Raw genomic sequence first — 23,285 nt, forward strand, 5'->3', positions numbered from 1 at the left:
GCCTTCCTACTTACTAAACTTGAGAGGCTCATGAGTGCACAATTGGAGAAAAAACATTATACGCTAGAAGAATATTTTGAGCTCGATAACCAGAGTGAAGTTCGGTATGAATTTTATGAGGGTGAGGTATTTGCAATGGCAGGTACTTCCAAAAATCATAACATTATCACTGATAATATTCAGAGTGCTTTGAAGCGTGTTTTTCGCCCGAAAGGATGTGATGTATTCAGTGAAAGTGTAAAATTAGAGGCGATAAAAAATGCGTATTATCCGTATCCTGATGTGATGGTAAGCTGCGATGAACGGGATAAAGAAGATGAATATGTAGTAGCCTATCCTTCTGTGTTAGTAGAAGTTCTTTCAAAGAGTACAGCAGAATACGATAAAGACTTCAAACTCAAAAAGTACAAAAAAATCCCTTCGGTACAGTATTATCTCATTGTTTCTCAGTATGAATGCAGTGTTGAATTGTACAGCCGTACTGACAACCCTGAGTTGTGGTTGTATCAAACGTATGAGAAGCTAACCGATACAATTTCTTTTGATCGTTTGGGTTTTACATTAGCCGTTTCCACCATTTACGAGAGTGTTCGATTTTCGGCGATTGTCAGCCCGTTTCGAGTGGGGTAGTGGGGGCTAAAACACCCCCAACGAAGCCTGTATCAAGAGAATCAGGAAGGGGACAAGGTGTTCTCGCAGAAACTTTACGGACTTGTAAATCAAATTGACGACCGCTTGGTAGGTCAGCTTCATCACTTCGGCGATTTCGTCGTAATTTAATTGGCTAAAAAAACGAAGATAAAGGGCTTCTTGCTGCCGTTTGGTAAGTTGGCTTATCAAATGTGTGAGCCTTTCTTTTTGTTCATGGTCGGTTTGTTGTTCTATTAACCAACTTTCGTGGCTAATTTCGAACCACTCATTGGGTTCTTCTTCAATGGCATCAAAGCGATTTTCTTTCCGCAACTCCCGTGTCAGCTTAAATTTCAGGGCTTTGAAGAGATAGCCCTTGACCGACGTAACTTCCCCCAGACGTTCTTTGGACGTCCAAAGCTCAAAAAAAAGGTCTTGGATGCAGTCGTCCAAAAGCTGCGTATTACGGACAATTTTATACCCATACAGATATAACGGCCTGTAATACTTCTTAAAAAGTCCCTCAAAAGCTTTTTGGTCGGCGTTTAGAAAACCCTTCCACAATTGAGTTTCATCCATCTAACCAAGTGTTTATATACCACTATTACAAAAGTGAAGCAAAAGTAGGCTATTTAATGATGTAGCAATTTGAATTTTTTGAGAATAAAAAAAAAATAAGAAAAAAAATGATTATCCCGTGATGCTTTGCGGTACTGGTACATGAAAGGGTTAATAATCTTGATATGAAACCAGAACAATTGCTGACCGACGAGACCTTTCTTGCTTGGTATTTCCGAACCGATGATGTGTCGGTTGACAAATGGAATAGGTCAATGGCCGAAAACCCTTCCCTCAAGGCGAGCGTGGACGAGGCCGTGTCTTTGTTGCAATTTATGCAAAACGAAGAAGAGAGGCTGGTCAATGAGCAGCAGATAGAGCAAGCGACTGCGCGATTGATGTCGAGGGTACAAGATTGGGAAGAAACCAAGCCCGTAACGCGTTCGCTGTCGCGTGTATTTGTTCGATGGGCGTGGCCTGTCGCAGCGAGTGTTTTGATGGCATTTGGGCTGGTTTGGTACCTGAACAAAGCAGAGGCCGACAACATATATGTGGCTTCGGAGCACATGATGGAACTGAAACTGGCCGACGGCTCTTTGGTAAAACTGAACAAAGGGGCTGAGTTGAAAGTAGAAAATTTGAATCAACACGCTACTGGAAACCGAGAAGTATGGCTCAAAGGAGAAGCATTTTTTGACGTAAGTCACTTGCCCAATCACCGAGGATTTGTGGTGCATTCGGGCGAGGTGGATGTGGCGGTATTGGGCACACGCTTCAACGTCCGACAGGCCGCTAGCTCGACATCCGTGGCGCTCGAATCGGGCAAAGTAGAATTGTCATTGGCCAATAACCACGCCCAAAAATTAGTGATGAAACCAGGCGATTTGGTGGAATATTCAACGGCTTCGGGTGGCTTGGTAAAATCAGAAATCAACGTTCAAACGTATGCTGCTTGGCAGTCGGGCAAAGTGGTTTTTGAAAATGCTACGTTGGCCGAAATTCAAAAAACGTTAGAAGGGCGCTTTGGCCTGAAAGTGCAAGTAGAGCCAGGCAGCGAACTTGGAGAGTTCAACGGAGCTTTTCCGTCTGACGACCCCGCCGTGCTCATCAATGCCTTGGAAAAAGCGTACCCAGGCCAGGTGGTTCGTGTGGAGGGCGGAATTCAAGTGCGTAAGTCTATTAACAATTGATTGTTAGGTTTTTAGAATATCAAACCATTGTCTATATGAAAAGTTTCTACCGTCGGAAATCACGGCAACAGGTGCTGGGGCTACTGTTTTGCTGCTTTGCCTTTCAGGCATCGGGACAATTACTGGCCTCGCGCGAAGTAGCTGCAGTTCAGGGTCAGTACCAAAAGTCAACAACGACCAAATCGCTCAAAAGCGCTTTGAAAGATCTTCAGTCGAGATACAAAGTTTCCTTTTCTTATGACCGACGAACCGTTGAAAACAAAACCATTGAGTATGGTGTGCAACAGTTTGGGTCGCTTGAAAAAGAACTAGATTTTATATCATCCACACTAAATCTGCGCTATGAAAAACTCGACAAAAACCTGTACTTACTGACGCCCATGACCAAATGGGCGGGGTTTGTACAAGAACCCTTGCGAGTAACGCCCCCCGCAACCACCTCCACGCCTCAAGTTTCGGAAGTACAGGCATTAGCACCTGCCCGAAAATTGGTGAAGGTGATTGCGGGGAAGGTGGTGGCTAAGTCGGATGGAGCACCTTTGCCTGGCGTCAACGTCGTGATAAAAGGCACCCAAACGGGAACGATTTCGGGAAGTGATGGCTCGTTTAGCATCGATGCCCCCGCTTCTACCTCGGTCTTGGTATTTTCGTTTATCGGGTACCAAACCAAAGAAGTGGCGTTGGGAGATAAAACCAATTTACAAGTAGAGTTAGAAGAAAGCGCTATCGTGTTGAACGAGGCAGTTGTAACGGCCTTGGGTATCAAACGCGAAAAGCGCTCGTTGGGCTATTCGGTGGGGAATGTAGAAAGTACCGCCCTTACCCAAACGCCCCAAAACAACGTGCTCAACACCTTGGCGGGAAAAGTGGCGGGGGTGCAGATTTCACAAATGGGTGGTGCCGTTGGTTCATCGGTGAGTATGGTGATTCGCGGTGCTAACTCGCTCAACAGCGACAATCAACCCTTGTTTGTGATTGACGGTGTGCCCGTTGCCAACCGCATGACCAACTCCTTTGCGGGGGCCGACATGGGAAATCCAATTTCGGACATTAACCCCAACGATATTGCCAATATTTCGATCCTAAAAGGGCCTAGTGCGGCGGCGTTGTACGGTTCTCGGGCAGGAAGTGGCGTGGTTTTGATTACGACCAAATCGGGGACAGGAGGTAAAAAAGGCATTGGGGTGTCGTTGAACACTTCCGTAGTGATGGACAAGCCGTTGGAATATGTGCACGTTCAAAACAAATTTGGTTCAGGAAAAACGGGTGCGCACGTGCTGGAAGAAGCCGAAAACGAAAGCTGGGGCGCTGCCTTAGATGCGGGCGAAAACTGGGTTTTGTGGAACAGCAACGGCCAAAAAGCTCCCTTGATTTCGTACCCAAACCGCTTCAACGATTTCTTTCAAACGGGCGTAACCAACACCAACAACGTGTCGGTGAATGGCAATTATGAAAAAGGAAATTTCCGTCTATCGGTAGGAAATATGAGCAACTCGGGCATTATTCCAAACACCGATTTATCGCGTTTGACGATTGCCCTCAATTCTGCGTATAACATTACAGATAAGTTTCGTACGTCGGTAAGCTTGAATGTAACCCAGTCGGGCTCAGACAACCGACCGTTGATTGACGCCAGCCGCAACGACCCCGTTAGAAGTGTTTACGAAATGGGTTCGCAGGTGAATATCAACGATTTGCGCAACTATTGGTTGCCAGGCCAAGAGGGGATTGCCCAACTTAAATACAAAGACAAACAAAACAACCCTTTCTTTTTGGTCTATGAAAACCTGACGGGTTTTAGCCGCGACCGTACGGTGGCTAAAATTCAAATGGATTATGATTTTACCAATGAATTGACCCTAACGGGCAAATACGCGCGGGATTCGTACAGCGAGATTTTTGAGTCCAAAAAAGCGTACAGCAATTTTGAAGCGTTGAAAGGTGGTTATACCATTTCCAACGATTACCGCAAAGAACAGAACTTGGATTTGATGCTCAATTATAAAAAGAGCTTTCAAAACAGCTGGAGCCTCAACGCGATGGTGGGGGCCAACCGTTTGGAACAATACTACCAGTCGTTGTACAATGCCACAACCGAACTCGTAATTCCAGGCTTATACACCATTGCCAACGGTGCGCCTGGAACGTTCAATCCGCTGAGTTCTTTTTCACGAAAACTGCTTTATGGTGTGTATGCGTCGGCATCGCTTGGGTTCAAGGATTTTGTTTATTTAGATTTGACCGCCCGAAACGACTGGACGAGTACGCTCAAAAAAGGAAACAATTCGTACTTCTATCCGTCGGCGTCGTTGAGTGTCTTGTTGTCAGAAGTAGTCAAAATGCCATCTTGGGTTGATTTTGCCAAAGTACGCGCGGGCTTTGCCCAAGTCGGTAACGACGTTGACCCATACAGCCGTTCACAAACGTACAGTACTGCGCTCGACTGGGGAGCGGCCAAACGTATGTACATGGCGGGCGTACTCAGAAACCCTGATTTGAAACCCGAAATTTCGACTTCGCATGAGATTGGGGTGGATTTTAAATTCTTCAAAAACCGACTTGGACTAGAAGCCACTTACTACAAACGCGGCAACAGAAACCAAGTGCTTTCTATCGTAACCCCCATTGAATCAGGAGCGAGCAACAAGCAAATCAATGCGGGGTTGGTGGAAAGTCAGGGCTTTGAGATTGGGATAGTCACAACCCCCATCAAAACCAAAGACTTTACGTGGGACATGAATTTTACCTTGACTCGCAACCGCACCTACATTCGTAAACTGGCCGAAGGAATCAAGTATTTCTCGTTTACATCGTACAGCGGCGCGGAGGTTCGTACCTACGAAGGAGGGCAAGTGGGCGATATTTATATGGCGCCAATGTTGAGGGTAAAAGATAAAGCGTCGCCTTATTATAATTATCCGATTGTGACCAGCGGAGGGCTTTACCAAACCGATAACGACCCCAACAACTTGATGAAAATCGGCAACTTTAACCATAATTTCCTCATGGGGATTCAGCCGACGATTCGCTACAAAAACTTGAGCATTTTTGCCAATATCGACTGGCGCCAAGGAGGACAGTTTTATTCTAATACCATGATGTTTCTTGGAAACAACGGAATGCTTGACGAAACCTTGTCAGGCGTGTCGTATGACCCATCGCGTAGCCTTGCCGAACAAATCAAAGCCAATCCAGACATGTATCTCGGCAATTGGGTTGGAGGAAGAAACGCCGCTTATGGAGGTTTTGCGTGGCCTGAAGGAAGCACCGAAGCTGCAAAACGCCTGCAAGATGCCAGCCTGAACCCTGGGGTTCTTGCTACCAAAGATGCCGCAGGAAATACCGTTTATGTGGAAAATTTGGGCGGAGCGGGCAGCAAATGGATTGACCCATTCAGCGCGTACCGCTACGCTAATCGTCCTTTCCCTGACCGCAATTTGTACAGTGCCACGTACGTCAAGCTGAGAGAAATTTCGGTTACGTACTTTTTGCCAAAAAGCTTTGTGAGCCGTTTCAAAGTTCAAAACGCCTCTTTGTCGATTGTTGGGAACAACCTGTACATGTGGACCCGTCACGGAATCAAGGGCTTGGATCCTGAGCGCGCCTTCCGTCCCACGGGTACCAGCTGGTCGCAAGGGGTTGAATATTACAACGTGATGCCAATCACTGGCTCAGTAGGTTTCAAATTGAATGTTGACTTTTAAAATTGGGTAGCGATGAAATTCACAAACATAAAAAAAGGGATTGCCGCTTTAACCGTAGGTGGTTTGCTGTTTTCGTGCCAAGATTTGACCGAAATCGACAAAAATCCTAACAGTCCAGAAGATGTTTCTTCCAACTACATTATGACCTATGTGCTGTCCAACACGGGCAAAACTTTCTTTAGCTTAGGCAGAGACGGGTCTAAAATTGGGGCAGCGATGCAATACATGCAGGCAGGAACCAACGAAGGAGCGGCGGTAATCAACCAATACGCTTGGACGCAAGAGTCGTGGAACGGTTATTATGAGATTTTGCGCAATAATCAGTTGATTTACGACAAAGGCATCAAAGAAAATAACCGCTTTTTTCAGGCCATTGCCCTTACGATGCGGTCGGCTGTGTTTGGCTTATTAACCGATTTGTACGGTGATATACCTTACACAGAGTCGCTCAAGGCATCTTCTGGTCTATTTTTTCCAAAATACGATGAGCAGGCCGTCGTGTATAAAGGCATTATGACCGATTTGAAACAAGCCGTGACCTTACTCAACAGCCTCGAAAGCAAAGATGCCGTCAACCCGACGTCCGATATTTTGTACAAAGGAGACGGAAAAAAATGGCGGAAATTGGCCAATTCGCTCCGTTTGCGTTACGCCTTGCGCTTGTCCGACAAACGTTCCGAAATGAGTGCCTTGGGCGTAAATATTCAAACAGAATTTACGGAAGCGTCTGCCGATGCTTTTACGAGCAATAGCGATGATGCCTCGATGGCGTTTGTCGGTGCAAGTGCCGATAATTCAGCCCCAGGTGGGCCGCTCAATTCGCCCAATCCCAACTTTTTGCTAAAGCCTGGACAGCCATTTGTTAATAAGTTAATCGCCCTAAATGACCCGCGTCTTCAACGTTGGATACAACCTGTGCAGCGAAAATGGGATACCAAAGTCACCAAAGAAACAACCGTAACGGTCAAAAATAGCTACGGCGAAAGCTATTCGGTGGTGTATGTGCCCACAACGGCTACCAATGTAGATACGTCGCTTTATGTAGGTTTGCCAGTGGGTTTGGCCATTACGCAAGCTGTCGCTTACAACAAAGGCAATGACGCGACGGCTTACAACAACGAACGCAACCCCTACATTTCTTTCTTACACGAACGCTACCGTAAAAACACGGATACGTATGTTCCAATGAACATCATAACATACAGCGAGGTGGAGTTTATTCTGGCCGAAGCAGCTTTGGCGGGAAGTTTTGGGGCGACCGATGCCGAAGGCCACTATAAAAAAGCCATTCGGGCTTCTATGGACAAAGCAGGGGTATTTACGGCGAGTTATGACTATGAAAAATACTACGCACAGCCGTTGGTTAGTTATGCGTCGGCTTCCAACAAGCTGGAGCGAATTATGGAGCAAAAATGGCTTTCCTCTTGGTTTGGTATTGAGTCGTGGTTTGACTGGAGACGAACGGGCTTTCCTGCGTTGAAGGCGGGCGATGTAGCGCAGTTTGGCAAAGCTTTGCCGATTCGATACATGTATCCGTCTCCCAACCAAGACCCGTCTTATTTGACAAATTACAACTCCGCCGTTGAGCGCTTAGGAAGCACCAACTATATCCCATCAGGACAAAGCAAAGACCACCCATACGCCAAAATGTGGCTCATTCAAGGCACAAGCAAACCTTGGAATTAGGTAGTTTTTGGCACAATTTGACTTTGAAAAATTAGAGTTCCTCTACTTAAAGCCTTCCCGAAAGTGTAAACTTTCGGGAAGATTCTTTTTGTACTTGGAAAATCTGATTCTGAAATAACGCACCAATGAAATCTATTTTAACCGCACTCCTCTTTATTATTGTTTTTCACGTCGGCCATGCCCAATCGTGGATAGACCTGACCCCAGCCAGTATTCACCATCGCCCTGCCGATGCGGCTGCTTTCAAAGAAATTGTCAACGTTTTGCAGGAAGAAATCGCAAAGCGTTCGGGAATTACACCCAGTGTTTCTCCCAATTTGTCAGAAACGACCAATGCCAGCATTTATTTGGTACTGGATAAAAACCTCACGGAATTATCCTCGACGCTACGAACCGACCTGCTTCGATTGGCGGCACCTACCCAAGAAGGCTTTCGGATGGTGGCCTTGGCGGATAAAAAAGCAATTGTGATTGTGGGAAAAGACGTACGAGGCGTCTTGTACGGCGTGGGGCGTTTGCTCCGCAAGGCCGAAATCACCCAAGGACACATTCGTTTTCCTGCCGACTTGCGACTTTCTACCAGTCCCAAATACCTCGTTCGAGGACATCAATTGGGCTATCGTCCCAAAACCAACTCGTACGATGCCTTCACCGTGGCGCAGTATGACCAATACATTCGCGAATTGGCACTTTTTGGGGCTAATAGCATCGAAATTCTCCCGCCAGGCACCGACGACGAGCCAACCAGCCGTCACATGAAATTGGCCACGTTGGACATGGTCAAAGAACAAGCGCGGATTTGCCAACGCTACGGGCTGGACGTTTGGATGTGGTATCCCAACATTGGGAAAGATTTTACAACGCCTGAAAAAGTAAAAAATGAGTTGGCCGCCCGCGAAATAGTCTTTAAAGCTGTTTCAAAAATAGACGCCGTTTTTGTGCCAGGCGGCGACCCAGGCGAACTCGAACCCGACGAGCTTTTTGAGTGGATGGATAAAATGGCGTTGCTGTTGAACAAATACCATCCCAAAGCAAAAATTTGGATTTCGCCCCAGTCGTTTAAACCCACCAAAGCGTGGTTTGAGGCTTTTTTTCGGCATGTCAACAAAGGCTATCCTTGGTTGGGGGGCATTGTCTATGGGCCTTGGGTGAAAGTGCCGATTGACCAAATTCGTAAAATTGTGAAGCCGTCGATTCCAATTCGGAACTATCCAGACATTACGCACTCCATCGCCGCACAATACCCCGAACCCGACTGGGATCCTGCTTGGGCGGTTACGCTTGGCCGTGAAGCGGTGAATCCTCGCCCCAAAGACCAGAAGTTTTTCCACAACATCGTCGCGCCGTACTGCATTGGAAGCATCAGTTATTCCGAAGGAACCAACGACGATGTGAACAAATTTATCTGGAGCGACCAAGATTGGGATCCCAAAACGGACGTCAGAGAGACGTTAAAAGACTATAGTCGCTTGTTTTTTGGGGCAGACTTAGCCATGGACGGGGCGTTGGGCATATCAGAATTAGAAACCAACATTAAAGGGCCTGTGTTGGCCGCCAATCAAATCGAACGAACGCTACTGAGGTGGCAAAAAATGGAGCAGTCCGCTTCAAAAACGCTTCTGGCCAATCCTCGGTTTCAAATGGGATTGATTCGGGCGTATTTTGATGCCTACGTTCGGGAAAGAAGCATTTACGAAACCCAGCTGGAGCACCAAGCCTACGAAATTCTGAAGTCGGGAGAAGGCAATGTCCAAGCCAAAGCTCAAAAAGCCATAAACGTGTTGAGCAAAGCGTGGAATGAACCCGTTGGTGTTTTGTTACGAGAACGGTGCTTGGCTTTGGCCGATTCGTTGCATAGGAGCATTGGGGCGCAGCTGACGGTGACCAAACACGGCGCTATGCCAGGTCGGGGCAATTTTATTGATAACCTCGATTATCCGCTCAACGATGCACCGTGGCTACTGCGCGAGCTGAAAAAAGTGGAAAAAATGGACGACACGCAGGGGCAACAGGCATTGGCGCGTTTGCTCAGTCGCACCTACCCAGGCAAAGGCGGTATTTACGATCATTTTATGAACCCAACGAGCCGTGCGCGGGTAGTGCCTACCAAACACAACTGGAACAACGACCCCGAAAGCCTCCAATCGTCGCGGATAGGTTATGGCATGAACTTACCCAAAGAGTACTTTGATAGTTTTCCAAGAATGAGCACGCCCGTTCCAGCCGTGCCGAGGGCATGGACGAGCCAAATCGAAGTGTTGTACGATAATGTTCTGAAAATCAAGTACGACCAATTGGAAAAGGGAGTGAAGTACAAAGTGAAAGTGGTGTACAGCGGTAGGTTTAAGTCGAATGTACGCATGATGACTTCCGACGGTAGCCTCATCCACGATTATATCAAGCTGGGCGAACAACCCGAATACGAGTTTGAAGTACCTGCCCAGGCCATTAAAAACGGCGAAGTGGTGTTTCAGTGGAACTGCAAAGAGGCCGAACGGGGCTTACAAGTAGCTGAAGTTTCGCTGATTCGTACGGAATTATAAGGTGCGTCGGAGACGCAAAACCATGCTGCCCCCAAATCACCGTTTGGGGGCAATGTTTCTTACCGTAAAAACCAAACTTTGCGTATCAAGCCCTTCTCCACCAAATAAATGGCCGTGGCCGAAAACTCCTGCCCGCGTCCTGTGATGTATTCTTTGTCAATGACGTAGTTGCCCTGAATGATTCGCCCGTGCAAGGCAGCGAAGTTTTGGGGAAACTTTTTGAAAAGACTCCCGTAATCATTTTCTAGGTCTTTTTTGGTCAAAACGCGCGGTTTAGCGTTTGGAAAACTGTAAATCTCAACGGTATCGCTGTAGGTTTCCACAAACGCTTTGAGGTCTTGGCGGTTGTAAGCGTCCAATTGCTGCTGGACGATTTTTTCGGGATTTTGGGCAAATGCTTTCCACGAAAGGAGGAAAAACACAGGCAAGAAGAGTGATTTCATAGCAACGTTTATTTCTGATACACGCGTACGTAGTCGATGATGTATTTAGATGGAAATTTACTTGACGAAGGGTCGCCTCCGTTATCGCCGCCGATGGCGAGGTTGAGCAACAAATAGTGAGGCTGCATAAAGGGATTTTTCTGCGTGCCGTCTTGGTTAATCGTATATTGAAGCTCCACAAAATTTAGCAATTCGCCGTCCACATAAAGTCGAATGGCCTTTTCGTCCCAATCCATGCGCCATACGTGAAATTTCTTACGCCAACGTGGGTCTTGGAAGGTTTCAATCGGTTTCTTTAGGTCGCGCCAAATCGCTTTGAAACGGGTTTCACTTCCCCACGCGACGTTGGCTAGTAACATCCCTCGGTAAAACTCCATGATGTCGATTTCGCCGTTGCGTGGCCATTCGCCTTCCACGCCTAGCGTCCAAAACGCAGGCCAAATTCCCGCTTGTGTATCTATCTTTGCCCGCATTTCGAAGCGGCCATATTGCCAACTGTGTAACCCTTGGGTTTTTAAACTAGCGGCAGTATAGTCGATGTTGGCACGCTGTTTGCGCCAATCTTGGCTTTGGGCGCTGTACGTTGGGTTGGGTTTTTGTTCGCGTCGGCCTTCGATGATAAGCTTTCCTTTTTTGACGTACGCATTGTCGGGCTGATACCATTGTAGCTCGTGGTTGCGCACAAATCCTTTTTCAAAAGCCCAGTTTTGTGGATTGGGTGCACCATCGTTGGAAAACTCGTCAGACCATACCAATGCGTATCCTGTATATTGGGGAATTTTTTGCCCAAAAATAGAGTACGGAATCCCCACAACTCCCAATAATAACCCTAAAAAGGATAAAAATGTCGATTGGTATTTTTTTGGTAAGTCTTTGGTAGGTTTGAATTCCATTTGGATGCGGATTTTATAGTGACTTAATGGTTACTTTTTTGGAAATTTGTGTCAATTATATAGTTCGTATATTTTAACTTATTCCTGTTATCTATGAGAAAGACCTCGCATTTGTGGTTATACTTTGCAACTGCGGTGGCTTTGGGCTTACAAAGTTGTTCCCGAAACCCCGTTACAGGTAAAAAAGAAATCATCTTTATGTCCCAAGACCAAGAAATTGCGCTCGGGGCACAGTCGCACCCTTCGATAGTGGCTACAATGGGTCTGTATGAAGATGCGAAGCTACAAAACTTCATCAATGAAAAAGGGAAGTCGATGGCAGCTATTTCGCACCGCCCTGATTTGCCTTACCAGTTTCACATCGTTGACTCGCCAGTGGTAAATGCCTTTGCTGTTCCAGGCGGGTATGTCTATTTTACCAGAGGTATCATGGCGCATTTCAATAATGAAGCCGAATTTATGGGTGTCTTGGGGCACGAGATTGGTCACATTACGGCTCGTCACTCGGCCCGTCAGCAGACCTCCCAAGTACTTGGTACTGTAGGGCTAATGGCTGGGATGGTGTTATCAGATAAAGTACGTCAGATGGGCGACCAAGCCATGCAAGGGTTGCAAATGGTGTTGTTGAGCTACAGCCGTGCGCACGAGTCCGAGTCTGACAAAATTGGGGTGGGTTATTCGAGCAAAGTAGGCTACGATGCCCGCGAAATGGCGCAGTTTTTCGGAACCATCAAGCGTATTTCTGACAAAAGCGGCCAAGCGATTCCTACCTTTATGTCAACGCACCCCGATCCAGGTGACCGCTTTACGAACGTGCGCCAAATGGCCGAAGAATATCAGAAATCAAACCCAGGGCAGTATTTGGTGGAAAGAGAGCGCTACTTGCGCATGATTGACGGAATTATTTTTGGAGACGATCCAAAACAGGGCTTTGTAGAAAATTGGAATTTTTATCATCCAGAATTAAAATTCCAATTCCCCGTTCCGCGTGATTGGCAATACGAAAACTCACCTGTGCAGTTCCAAATGGCGGCCAAAGATGGCAAGTCGATGATGATGCTGACCGTTGCTGAAGGAAAAACGCTGGATGAAGCTGCCCAAAACGTGGTCAAAAACTATAATTTCAAGGTGTTGGAAAACAAAAAAACAACCATCAATGGAATCCCTACAGTGGTGATGGTTTCACAAATCCAGCAGCAACAACAGCAGCAGCAAGGAGGACAAACGGCGCCGCAACAAGCCCAAGACCCGAACACGGTTGTGCAGGTGGCAACTTACTTGTACGAGTACAACGGCATGATTTTGGCGATGCACGGCATGAGTTATGCGCCTACGTTTGCGGCTAATTTACCTACGTTCCGTAATGTTGGGGAGAATTTCCGTAACCTCAACGACCCCGATAAACTTAACCGTAAACCTGATCGCATTCGCATCAAAACGGTAGCGCGCACGGCTTCATTCAAAGACGTAATGAAAAGCTTTGGAATGCCCGATAACAAGTTGGAAGACTTGGGAATTTTGAACCAACTACAAGCCAACGACCAAGTACAGCAGGGTACATTGGTCAAGATAATTACAAAATAAAACTCGTAAAAACCCCTCTTGGTCGCAAAATCGCCTGAGGACGAGTAAATAAGCCCAAGTGGGGTTTGGGCTTTCGCAACGAACGGAGTAGATTTGGGTTAGAATACTCACATTTACTCCGTTTTTTTTGCATGAAAAAAATTATTACACTTCTCATCACACTAGCGGTAACTTCGGCCGTAAGGGCGCAAACGCCCACTTTCCCCCGCAACGGGGTTTATGACGAGCGGCCAGAAATGTACGCTTTTACCAACGCGACCATTTATGTCGATGCTCGCACGGTTGTAGAAAATGCGACCTTGCTGATTAAAAATGGGATTGTCGTGGCAGCTGCCAAAGACGTTCAAATTCCTTCGGGGACGGTGGTTACTGACCTAAAAGGCCGTCGGATTTATCCTGCGCTTATCGACATGGAGTCGGATTACGGAATGCCCGAAATCGCGCGTGGACAGCGCGGCGGTCGTGGATTTTCTCCGCAAATTGAGTCCAATAAAAAAGGGGCGTATGGCTGGAACCAAGCCGTCAACGCCGATGCCGAAGCGGGTAAGATTTTTACCCTTAATACCACCAAAGCCGACGAACTTCGTAAGTTGGGTTTTGGCGCGGTATTGACCCACCACCACGACGGGATTGTGCGCGGAACGGGGGCGTTGGTGAGTTTGTCCTCAGAAAGTGAGAACTCCACGGTACTTCGCCATCCTGCATCTTTTCACTTGTCGTTTAGTAAAGGGACTTCTACCCAGCAGTATCCCAACTCGCCCATGGGCTCGATGGCCCTTCTCCGCCAGACCTATTACGATGCGGAGTGGTACAAAAACAGCGGCAAAAACGTTGAGTTTAACCTCTCATTGGAGGCATTTAACAAACATACATCATTGCCAACGATATTTGAAGCGACGGACAAATGGAGTCTGTTGCGGGCGGATAAACTCGGCGATGAATTTAAAACGCAATACATCTTTAGAGGCTCAGGCGATGAATACCAGCGCGTGGATGAAATCAAAGCCGCAGGTGGCTCCATTATTGTTCCGATTAACTACCCATCGGCTTTTGATGTAGAAGACGCATGGGATGCCGACAACGTAAGCCTTGCCGAAATGAAGCACTGGGAAATGGCTCCTGCCAACGCCGCTACCCTCGAAAAAGCAGGTGTGAACTTTGTGCTGACGTCGGCATTGTTAAAAACCAAAACCGAATTTTGGCCAAACCTCCGCAAAGCCATCGAACACGGCTTGAGCGAAACCAAAGCCCTCGAAGCTCTCACAACGATTCCTGCCCAATTGCTCCAATGCAGCGACAAAATCGGAAGCCTCAAAACAGGTACGTGGGCGAACTTTATCATTACGTCGGGCAGTATTTTTAGCGCGGATAATATTCTGTACGAAAACTGGATTCGCGGCAAAAAATACGTTATTAATTCACTGAGCCAAACGGACATCCGTGGGACGTATCAGTTGAACCTGAACGATGAAAAAGGCAAACTCGTCATTACTGGAAAGCCCGATAAGCCCGACTACCAAGTAGTGTTGCGCGATACAGTAAAGATTACGCCCAAAGTGACGTTCCTCAACGACGTCATTTCTATTAACTTCCAGCCCGACCGCCGTACGCCGAATGCAACCACTCGTTTGACGGGTTATTTGGAAGGAACCACGTTGAAAGGAAGTGGTGAAAATGCCAAAGGAGAAGCTATTAAATGGGCCGCTACGTTCCAAGAAGCCTACAAAGCGCCTGAAACCCGCCGCGATTCTACCCAACGTCCAGTACCGAATGTCGGCAAACCGCTTTACCCATTTGTTGGGTTTGGAAACACCGAAAAACCAAAGTCTGAAACAATTTTGGTAAAAAACGCGACTGTTTGGACGAGCGAAGACGCAGGCGTGTTGACAAATACCGATGTGTTGGTCGAAAATGGAAAAATTACCAAAGTGGGTAAAAACCTTTCGGCAGCTACAGCCCGCGTGATTGACGGAACAGGCAAGCACCTTACACCAGGTATCATCGACGAACACTCGCACATTGCCCTCGCGTCGGTCAACGAAGGTGGACAATCAAGTTCGGCAGAAGTGCGCATGAGCGATGTCGTTAACCCTGATGATATTAACATTTACCGTCAGTTGGCGGGAGGCGTAACGATGTCACAGTTGTTGCACGGTTCGGCCAATTCAATCGGTGGGCAGTCGGCGGTCGTAAAACTCAAATGGGGAAGCAACGTCAACGAAATGCTTGTTCCTGAAGCGCAATACATCAAGTTTGCGTTGGGTGAAAACGTAAAACAATCCAATAGCCCCAATGCGACCATTCGTTATCCTCAAACCCGTATGGGGGTAGAACAAGTCTTTTACGACCATTTTATTCGTGCGCGTGAGTATGACCGCTCGTGGGATGCGTACAATTCGATGAAAAACAAAATTGGTGTTCCAGCCCCACGTCGTGATATTGAATTGGAAACGTTGGCCGAAATCTTGAACGGCAAGCGCTTCATTACGTGCCACTCGTACGTGCAGTCAGAAATCAACATGTTGATTAAAGTAGCCGATTCGTTAGGATTCAAAATCAACACATTTACGCACATTTTGGAAGGATACAAAGTGGCCGACAAAATGAAAAAACACGGTGTCGCTGGTTCGTCGTTTGCCGACTGGTGGGCGTACAAAATGGAGGTAAAAGACGCGATTCCGTACAATGCCGCGATTTTGGCGAAAGTAGGCGTATTGACCAGTATCAACTCTGACGACGCCGAAATGGCGCGTCGCCTCAACCAAGAAGCGGCCAAAGCCGTTGAATACGGTGGCATTGCCGAAACGGAAGCCCTCAAAATGGTGACAATTAACCCCGCTAAAATCTTACGCCTCGACAAGCGCACAGGAAGTATCAAAGTAGGGAAAGACGCTGATTTGGTGTTGTGGAACAATCACCCGCTTTCGATTTACGCTCGTCCCGACTACACAATTGTAGAAGGTGCGATTTGTTATTCGACCGATGGCGACGACAAGCGCCGTGGGGAAGTAGAACAAGAGCGTGCGCGTTTGATTCAGAAAATGATTTCTGCCAAAACAGGCGGTGCTACGGCCGTTCGCCCACCGTTCCGTCGTCAGCGCATGTGGCATTGCGAAGACGTTGAAGGCATTATGGCAGAAGGAGAAGAAGAAGGGAAATAGCCGATGGTCGATGGCGCTTGCCTCTGGGCAAGCGACGACTATTAAAAGGCTTCCAGCCGCTACATTGTGTTGGTTTTTACGAATGAATTAAAAAGATATTTTCATGATTGTTTCCATAAATAAAACAAAAACAACGACCTTCAGGCGCTTGGCTGAGGTGGTTTTTGGGGCTTCCGCTCCTGTACTTTTTAGCCTTATTTCGCTTTCATCAAACGCTCAGAATCCCGCCCCTGCCAAGCCCCAAGCCAAACCCATGGCGCTAGTGGGCGGCACGGTTCACGTGGGCAATGGGACGGTGATTGAAAAGGGTGTGGTGGTGTTTGACAAAGGGGTATTGACCGCCGTAGGCGATGCAAGTACTACGTTTGACAAATCAAAAACCGAGGTGGTGGACGTGACGGGCAAACACCTGTACCCAGGTCTCATTGCGATGGGAGCCACTACAGGGTTGGTCGAAATTTCGTCAGTACGTGCTACCGTCGATAACCAAGAAGTGGGAAGCATTACCCCGAATGTGCGGGCATTGATTGCGTATAATACCGACTCAGAAGTGATTCCTACGTTGCGTAACAATGGATTGCTACTAACCCAAGCGACGCCCCAAGGTGGTACGCTTTCAGGTTCTTCGTCGGTGATGGAATTAGACGGTTGGAACTGGGAAGATGCCGTGCTCAAAAAAGACGATGGACTTTGGCTAACGTGGCCTGCGTTCTTTGCTCGTGAGTTTAATTTCGATGATTTTTCGGTAAATCTTCAACGCAATACGCGTCGCCAAGAAGTGATTAACTCGTTGGCGCAGCTATTTTCGGATGCACGTGCCTACAGCGAAATCAAAAACCCACCCATTACCAACCTTAAATTGGAGTCGTTGCGTGGTCTTTTTGACGGGCGCCAAAACCTCTACATCCGTGCCGATAATAGCAAAGACATTGTAGAGTCAGTGAAGTTTGCTAAGCAACATGGCGTGAAGAAAATCATCATCATTGGAGCCGAAGATGCCTTGCGCGTGGCGGAGTTTTTGAAAGAAAATAACGTAGCCGTCGTTTTGGGCGAAACGCACCGTTTGCCTACGCGCCAAGATGAGCCTGTGTACCAGCCGTACCGTTTGCCATCGTTGCTTCAAAAAGCGGGTGTAACAGTAGCTTTGAGTTATGGCGAAGCTTATTGGCGGACGCGTAACCTTCCGTTTACGGCGGGTACGGCGGCAGGATTTGGCGGAATTTCGTCGGAAGAAGCCTTAAAAATGATTACATCAACGCCTGCCAAATTGTTGGGAATTGACAACGTCGTAGGCACGATTGAAAAAGGAAAATTGGCCACGTTGGTGGTGTGCAAAGGAGATATTTTGGATATGCGTTCCAACGGCATTGACCATGCGTTTATTCGCGGGCGCAAAATCGACCTCGACGACCGCCACAAACGCCAATACCGCAAGTACACCGATAAGTACGAAATAGGAGAAAAATAAAAGTGTCGAGTGTAGAATGCAGAGTGTCGAGTTTTTAGTATTCGACATTCTGCACTCTAAATTCGACATTCTAATAAGTGACCCACGTGTCTTTGCCACCTCCTCCTTGCGAAGAGTTAACGACGAGGGAACCTTTGCGTAGAGCAACGCGTGTTAGTCCACCTGGGATAACGTTGATGCCATCGCCGTACAAAATGTAAGGACGTAAGTCAACGTGGCGGCCTTCGGCGTGGTCGTCCAAGAAACAAGGCACGCGAGAAAGCGAAATTACGGGCTGAGCAATGTAATTACGCGGATTTTCTTTGATTTTTTGGCGGAAAATCTCGTGTTCTTCTTTCGTAGCTTTAGGCCCAATCAACATCCCGTAGCCTCCCGCTTCGTTGGCTTCTTTAATAACAAGATTTTCTACGTTTTCGAGCACATATTTCAGGTCATCGTCTTCGCGACAGATGTAAGTGCGCACGTTAGGGATGATTGCCTCTTGGTCGAGGTAATACTTAATGATGCGTGGCACGTAGGCATAAATTACCTTGTCGTCGGCCACGCCCGTTCCAGGGGCATTGGCCAAGGCAACTCTCCCTTTTTTATAGACATCAAAAATACCAGGAATGCCTAGCAACGAGTGCGGGTTAAACACTTGAGGGTCGAGGAAGGTGTCGTCGAGGCGACGGTAAATGACATCCACGATTTCAAAACCACGCGTCGTGCGCATTTTAACGTAACCACCCGAAACGACTAAATCGCGGGCGTCAACGAGCTCAACCCCCATTTGTTGAGCCAAATACGAGTGCTCAAAATACGCAGAGTTATAAATTCCAGGCGTAAGGACCACAATGTTCGGATCGGGACGGTCGGCAATAAATTTCAACATCTCAAACAACCGCGCAGGGTAGTCAGATACAGGGCGAACCCCCGTGCGAGCGAGCACTTCGGGGAAAATCTGCTTAGAAAGTTCGCGGTTTTCGAGCATGTACGAAACCCCCGACGGGCAGCGAAGGTTGTCTTCGAGTACCATGAACTGACCATCATCGCCACGGATAAGGTCGGTTCCTGTGATGTGGCACCAAATGCCTTTGGGTGGTTTTAAGCCTTTGCAGGCTTCCAGATAGCACTTAGACGTCTCGATTAAATCGCGGGGAACAACGCCATCTTTTAAAATCTTTTGATCGTTGTAAATATCGTCAATGAAAAGATTGAGCGCCGTAATGCGTTGGATAAGTCCCTTCTCCATGCGGTTCCACTCGTCGCCCGTTACCACCCTTGGAATAATGTCCAAAGGCATAATTCGCTCAGTTCCTTCACCTTCCGAATACACGTTAAAAGTAATTCCCATCGACATCAGTGCGCGCTCCGCAGTGTGCTGACGGTTAGCGAGTTCTGTATTGTTGAGTTGCTCTACACGTTGCTTAAATGCTTCGTACCCAGGGCGTACTTTGCCATCGGGGGTAAACATCTCATCATAGAACTTTTCGGTATCATAGTTTTTGAATGAAAATTGCATAATGGTGAAAAATCGTTGGTGAGTTATTTGTTTTGCCGAACAAGATATGGATAAAGTAGAGATTTTACCAAATTTTCTGTGGTAATTTGTTCTTTTGGTTAGTATTAATGGACAAGTTTCGGAAATTATTGGATTATGCCGTACTTTGTATAGTATTTTGCCGTTAAGTTTTTACTTTAAATAAGTACATTGCTACTTTAGAGCCCTTACTTTTACAACACCTACTTTACTACTGTTAAAATGTCGAATCGCTTTTGGATGATTGTTGTTGGATTGCTTGCTTGTGTTCAAGGTCGAGCACAACATTGGCTTGGAGTTTCGTCGAGCAATTATGCAGGAACCAACGCCCTTTTTCTCAATCCAGCGCATGCCGCCGATTCACGGCATAAGTTATACATCAATTTAGTAGGGAATGATATTTTCCTTGCCAACAATTACATCCGTTGGGTAGCTCCGTATTCCATTTTCGGAATCATGACCAATACTGTTCCTAAAAAGTACCGAAGTGAACGAGGAGCGATTGTTTGGAAAGAAGAATATTACCAAGAACGCCTCAACGGCGAGCGTAAACACATGCACGCGGGAGGTGATTTGCGCGGGCCTTCACTGCTTTATTCTTTTAACAATAATCGGTTTGCGATTGGCCTCACTAGCCGTGGGAGATATGCCATGAGTCTAACAGATGTCACGGAAGAAACCGCGCGGGTGATTCGATTTGGGACAGATAACAAAGACCTTCAAAGCAAAGATTTTCGTAACCAACAGGCGCAATTAAATACCAATGGGTTTCTCGAAATGGGGATGACGCTGGGGGCGGTAGTGGCTGATTATGATGAACATTTTTTGAAAGTGGGTGCAACCGTAAAACGGTTGGTAGGCGTCTATAACGTTCATGCCGATCTACGAAATACCGACCATCGAATTGTGGTAGAGAGCTTAAATCGTGAAAGAGAGTTTATTGTCGTTCAAAACCTTGACGCAACTTATGGCTACACCACGGGAGCAGCTTTTGATAACATTGGCCTTAGTCCTAAATTCCTCTTTGGAAAGGCTTCGGCGGGTGGCAGCTGGGGGGCTGATTTGGGGGTAGTATATGAATATCGCCCTGAGTTTAATGAATATACACGAAAAGTCCCCAAACGAGGCAAAGAACCCGACCCAAACAAGAACAAATATAAGTTTAGGGTTTCGGCAGCGATTACGGATATTGGGCGGCTTAATTACAAAAACCTGAATTATACAAGGGAAATAGACGTCCAAAAGGTAAGGGACGAATTTTCTTATTCGGAATTTAACATGGCCAATACAACCCCCTTGGCGGTGGCGGCAGTCAATCGTTCTTTGTCGATCAATCCAGACGATGCGCCTCGTGCTTTTAAAGTGGGGCTTCCGCTGGCAGCCAATGTCAGTTTTGACTATCACCACTCTGGCCCTTGGTACGTGAACGCCATTTGGGTACAAGGGTTGAGGGGAAAAAACTACATGAACATTAGACCTCAGTCGGTCTTGGCCGTAACTCCAAGGTACGAAACGCGTTGGCTTGAAGTTTCTGCCCCCGTAAGTTTATATGATAACTACCGCGCTGTTGCGGTTGGATTGGCCGCGCGGGTGGGGCCGCTTATGATTGGAACTGATCATTTTACGGGGATTTTTGGCATTGGAAAACCACAGGGAGCCGATTTGTATTTTGGGCTCTATGCGCCTATCTTCCATCGAAAACCCAAAGAAGCCATCAGATGTTGGTTTCCACCCTACGAGAAACTTTTAAAGCGCAAACGTTAATCTAATAACATGGAAGCCTACGTTACCGCCGAGCATTCCGCCGAAGGAATTGCCACCATTACGTTTTTTCATCCTGCCCAAAACTCAATGCCCAGTGCACTTCTGCAACGTTTGGCTGCTACCATTTCGGAAGTGGGAGAAGATGAGCGTACCAAAGTAATTGTGCTAAAAAGCGGAGGAGAACGTACCTTTTGTGCGGGAGCAAGTTTTGAAGAATTGGCCTCCATCGAAACCGAAGAACAAGGATTGGCTTTCTTTTCGGGTTTTGCCAAGGTCATTAATGCTTGTCGGCAAAGCTCAGCCATCGTACTTGGGCGCGTGCAGGGTAAGGCCGTGGGTGGAGGTGTAGGGCTTGCCGCTGCCACCGACTATTGTTTGGCAACCCAACACGCTGCCGTACGTTTGAGCGAATTGCTGATTGGCATCGGGCCTTTTGTCGTAGGGCCTGCCATCGAACGAAAAATCGGTGTAGCCGCTTTTTCACAAATGACCCTCAATGCCGCTACCTTTTACTCCGCAGATTGGGCTAAAGAAAAAGGATTATATGCCGAAGTGTACGAATCCATCGAAGCGTTGGACGCTGCCCTGGCTACCTTAGCCCGTCAGCTGGCAAGTTATAACCCCGAAGCGCTTCGACAGCTTAAAAAAGTATTTTGGGAAGGAACTGAGCACTGGAGCACGTTGCTCTACGAACGCGCAGCCATGAGCGGGCACCTCGTGTTGTCGGAACAAACGCGCGCAGCCATTGCCAAATTTAAGGCTTAATAGCCGTACCAATCTCCCCACCATTTTTGCAGGCTTTTTCGAATTTCGTTTTCGCGGGCATTTTGGCCTGGTTCGTACAATTTTGTACCCTTCAATTCGTCGGGTAAGAAATCCAAAGGCGTAAAATTGCCTTCGTAATTGTGCGCGTATTTGTAGTTTTTGCCGTAGCCAATTTCTTTCATCAACTTGGTGGGTGCATTCCGCAGGTGCAACGGAACGGGCAAATGTGCCGTTTTTTCGGCCAATTCTAAGGCTTCGTTAATGGCCACATAACTGGCATTACTTTTGGGAGAAGTCGCCAAATACACCACCACTTGAGACAAAATAATGCGTGATTCGGGGAAACCAATCGCTTTTACGGCATCTACGCAGGCATTGGCCATAATCATGGCTGTGGGGTTGGCATTGCCGATGTCTTCCGAGGCCAAAATCAACATCCGTCGGGCAATAAATACAGGATCTTCACCCGCGTGAATCATGCGGGCCATCCAGTACAGCGCCGCGTTGGGGTCGCTTCCGCGCATCGACTTAATAAATGCCGAAATGATGTCGTAGTGCTGTTCGCCTGACTTGTCGTATCGGGCTAAATTTTGCTGTGCCACTTCCGTTACGGTATCGTCATTAATCACGATAGGGTTTTCGTAAAAATGCGCATTGACCACCAACTCCAACAAATTAAGCAACTTACGGCCGTCTCCCCCCGACAAGCGAAGCAAGGCGTCGTAGGAATCAAATTGAATGGTTTTTGTTTTTAAAATTTCGTCTTTTTCGGCAGCTTGGTGCAGCATTTTGATGAGCTCATCTTGACCTAGCCCTTCTAAAATATAGACTTGACAACGCGACAACAACGCAGAGTTGATTTCAAAGGAAGGGTTTTCGGTGGTAGCGCCAATGAGCGTAATTTGGCCTTTTTCTACCGCCCCCAGCAAAGCGTCTTGCTGACTCTTGTTGTAGCGGTGAATTTCGTCAATAAAAACAATAGGAGGGAATAAGCCCGAGGGTCTTGCCAACACTTCGCGCAGCTCTTTCACCCCTGAACTAATGGCGCTAAGTGAGTGAAAAACCCGCTTGGTGGTTTCAGCAATAAGGAGCGCCAACGTTGTTTTACCGACCCCTGGAGGCCCCCACAAAATCATGGACGGAATAAGGTTGTTTTCTAGGGCTCGTTTGAGTGCGCCGTTGCGGCCTAAAAGTCGAGGTTGACCGATGAAATCCTCAAGGGTGCGCGGGCGCATACGTTCGGGTAGGGGTGCTGGCATGATTGCTGTTATTAGTGGGGCAAAAATACAAACCTTTGAGCCTTTTCGCGCAGTTTTCCTTTTTTACTATTCCCAAAATACTTTCTTGAGCGTATCTTTGGAACTATAACATTCTACA

General features: G+C 47.2%; 15 protein-coding genes. 10 read left to right on the forward strand and 5 right to left on the reverse strand.

The genetic code is table 11. The annotated features are described in order from the left end of the window. The first annotated feature begins 30 nt into the window (after window positions 1-30). Window positions 31-630 (forward strand): Uma2 family endonuclease, encoded by a 600-nt coding sequence (locus FHS57_RS01715; RefSeq protein WP_183971127.1) that lies wholly within the window; start codon window positions 31-33, stop codon window positions 628-630. Between the two features lie 6 nt (window positions 631-636). Here the strand turns inward: FHS57_RS01715 and FHS57_RS01720 are convergent, their stop codons facing one another. Further along, window positions 637-1,209: an RNA polymerase sigma factor gene (locus tag FHS57_RS01720; RefSeq protein ID WP_183971128.1), complete on the reverse strand. Its 573-nt coding sequence runs from the start codon at window positions 1,207-1,209 to the stop codon at window positions 637-639. Window positions 1,210-1,373: 164 nt separating this feature from the next. Here FHS57_RS01720 and FHS57_RS01725 point away from each other — a divergent pair, with 164 nt between their 5' ends. From FHS57_RS01725 to FHS57_RS01740, 4 genes are all read left to right on the forward strand, one after another. Continuing rightward, on the forward strand, window positions 1,374-2,378 hold the full coding sequence (locus FHS57_RS01725; protein ID WP_183971129.1) for a FecR family protein: 1,005 nt from the start codon (window positions 1,374-1,376) through the stop codon (window positions 2,376-2,378). Between the two features lie 35 nt (window positions 2,379-2,413). After that, window positions 2,414-6,082: a SusC/RagA family TonB-linked outer membrane protein gene (locus FHS57_RS01730; RefSeq protein WP_183971130.1), complete on the forward strand. Its 3,669-nt coding sequence runs from the start codon at window positions 2,414-2,416 to the stop codon at window positions 6,080-6,082. Between the two features lie 12 nt (window positions 6,083-6,094). After that, complete coding sequence (locus FHS57_RS01735; RefSeq protein ID WP_183971131.1) at window positions 6,095-7,768, forward strand: SusD/RagB family nutrient-binding outer membrane lipoprotein; 1,674 nt, start codon at window positions 6,095-6,097, stop codon at window positions 7,766-7,768. A gap of 125 nt (window positions 7,769-7,893) precedes the next feature. Further along, a complete protein-coding gene (locus FHS57_RS01740; RefSeq protein ID WP_183971132.1) occupies window positions 7,894-10,311 on the forward strand; it encodes a hypothetical protein in 2,418 nt (805 codons plus the stop codon). A 59-nt stretch (window positions 10,312-10,370) separates the two neighbouring features. Here FHS57_RS01740 and FHS57_RS01745 read toward each other — a convergent pair whose 3' ends face one another. Next, window positions 10,371-10,754, reverse strand: a complete 384-nt coding sequence (locus tag FHS57_RS01745; protein ID WP_183971133.1) for a nuclear transport factor 2 family protein — start codon at window positions 10,752-10,754, stop codon at window positions 10,371-10,373. Between the two features lie 8 nt (window positions 10,755-10,762). Beyond that, window positions 10,763-11,647 (reverse strand): glycoside hydrolase family 16 protein, encoded by an 885-nt coding sequence (locus FHS57_RS01750; RefSeq protein WP_183971134.1) that lies wholly within the window; start codon window positions 11,645-11,647, stop codon window positions 10,763-10,765. 93 nt (window positions 11,648-11,740) lie between these two features. Here FHS57_RS01750 and FHS57_RS01755 point away from each other — a divergent pair, with 93 nt between their 5' ends. The 3 genes from FHS57_RS01755 (at window position 11,741) to FHS57_RS01765 (ending at window position 17,860) form a co-directional block, all read left to right on the forward strand. Continuing rightward, window positions 11,741-13,231 carry a M48 family metalloprotease gene (locus FHS57_RS01755; RefSeq protein WP_183971135.1) on the forward strand — a complete coding sequence of 497 codons (1,491 nt, stop codon included), beginning with the start codon at window positions 11,741-11,743 and terminating at the stop codon, window positions 13,229-13,231. Window positions 13,232-13,362: 131 nt separating this feature from the next. Continuing rightward, window positions 13,363-16,392: an amidohydrolase family protein gene (locus tag FHS57_RS01760; RefSeq protein WP_183971136.1), complete on the forward strand. Its 3,030-nt coding sequence runs from the start codon at window positions 13,363-13,365 to the stop codon at window positions 16,390-16,392. A gap of 103 nt (window positions 16,393-16,495) precedes the next feature. Continuing rightward, window positions 16,496-17,860, forward strand: a complete 1,365-nt coding sequence (locus FHS57_RS01765; RefSeq protein WP_183971137.1) for an amidohydrolase family protein — start codon at window positions 16,496-16,498, stop codon at window positions 17,858-17,860. 70 nt (window positions 17,861-17,930) lie between these two features. On the opposite strand, the gene FHS57_RS01770 is transcribed toward FHS57_RS01765, so the two are convergent. Continuing rightward, on the reverse strand, window positions 17,931-19,361 hold the full coding sequence (locus FHS57_RS01770; RefSeq protein ID WP_183971138.1) for a circularly permuted type 2 ATP-grasp protein: 1,431 nt from the start codon (window positions 19,359-19,361) through the stop codon (window positions 17,931-17,933). Window positions 19,362-19,601: 240 nt separating this feature from the next. Here FHS57_RS01770 and FHS57_RS01775 point away from each other — a divergent pair, with 240 nt between their 5' ends. Both FHS57_RS01775 and FHS57_RS01780 read left to right on the forward strand, forming a co-directional pair. Then, the gene (locus tag FHS57_RS01775; protein WP_183971139.1) at window positions 19,602-21,143 is read left to right on the forward strand and encodes a DUF5723 family protein; all 1,542 of its coding nucleotides are present in this window, start codon (window positions 19,602-19,604) and stop codon (window positions 21,141-21,143) included. A 9-nt stretch (window positions 21,144-21,152) separates the two neighbouring features. Beyond that, a complete protein-coding gene (locus tag FHS57_RS01780) occupies window positions 21,153-21,908 on the forward strand; it encodes an enoyl-CoA hydratase/isomerase family protein (RefSeq protein WP_183971140.1) in 756 nt (251 codons plus the stop codon). Here the strand turns inward: FHS57_RS01780 and FHS57_RS01785 are convergent. Then, window positions 21,905-23,167 carry a replication-associated recombination protein A gene (locus FHS57_RS01785; protein ID WP_183971141.1) on the reverse strand — a complete coding sequence of 421 codons (1,263 nt, stop codon included), beginning with the start codon at window positions 23,165-23,167 and terminating at the stop codon, window positions 21,905-21,907. The genes FHS57_RS01780 and FHS57_RS01785 overlap by 4 nt on opposite strands. Window positions 23,168-23,285 lie beyond the last annotated feature (118 nt).

The organism is Runella defluvii (genome assembly GCF_014195535.1).
Taxonomy (GTDB): Bacteria; Bacteroidota; Bacteroidia; order Cytophagales; family Spirosomataceae; genus Runella; species Runella defluvii.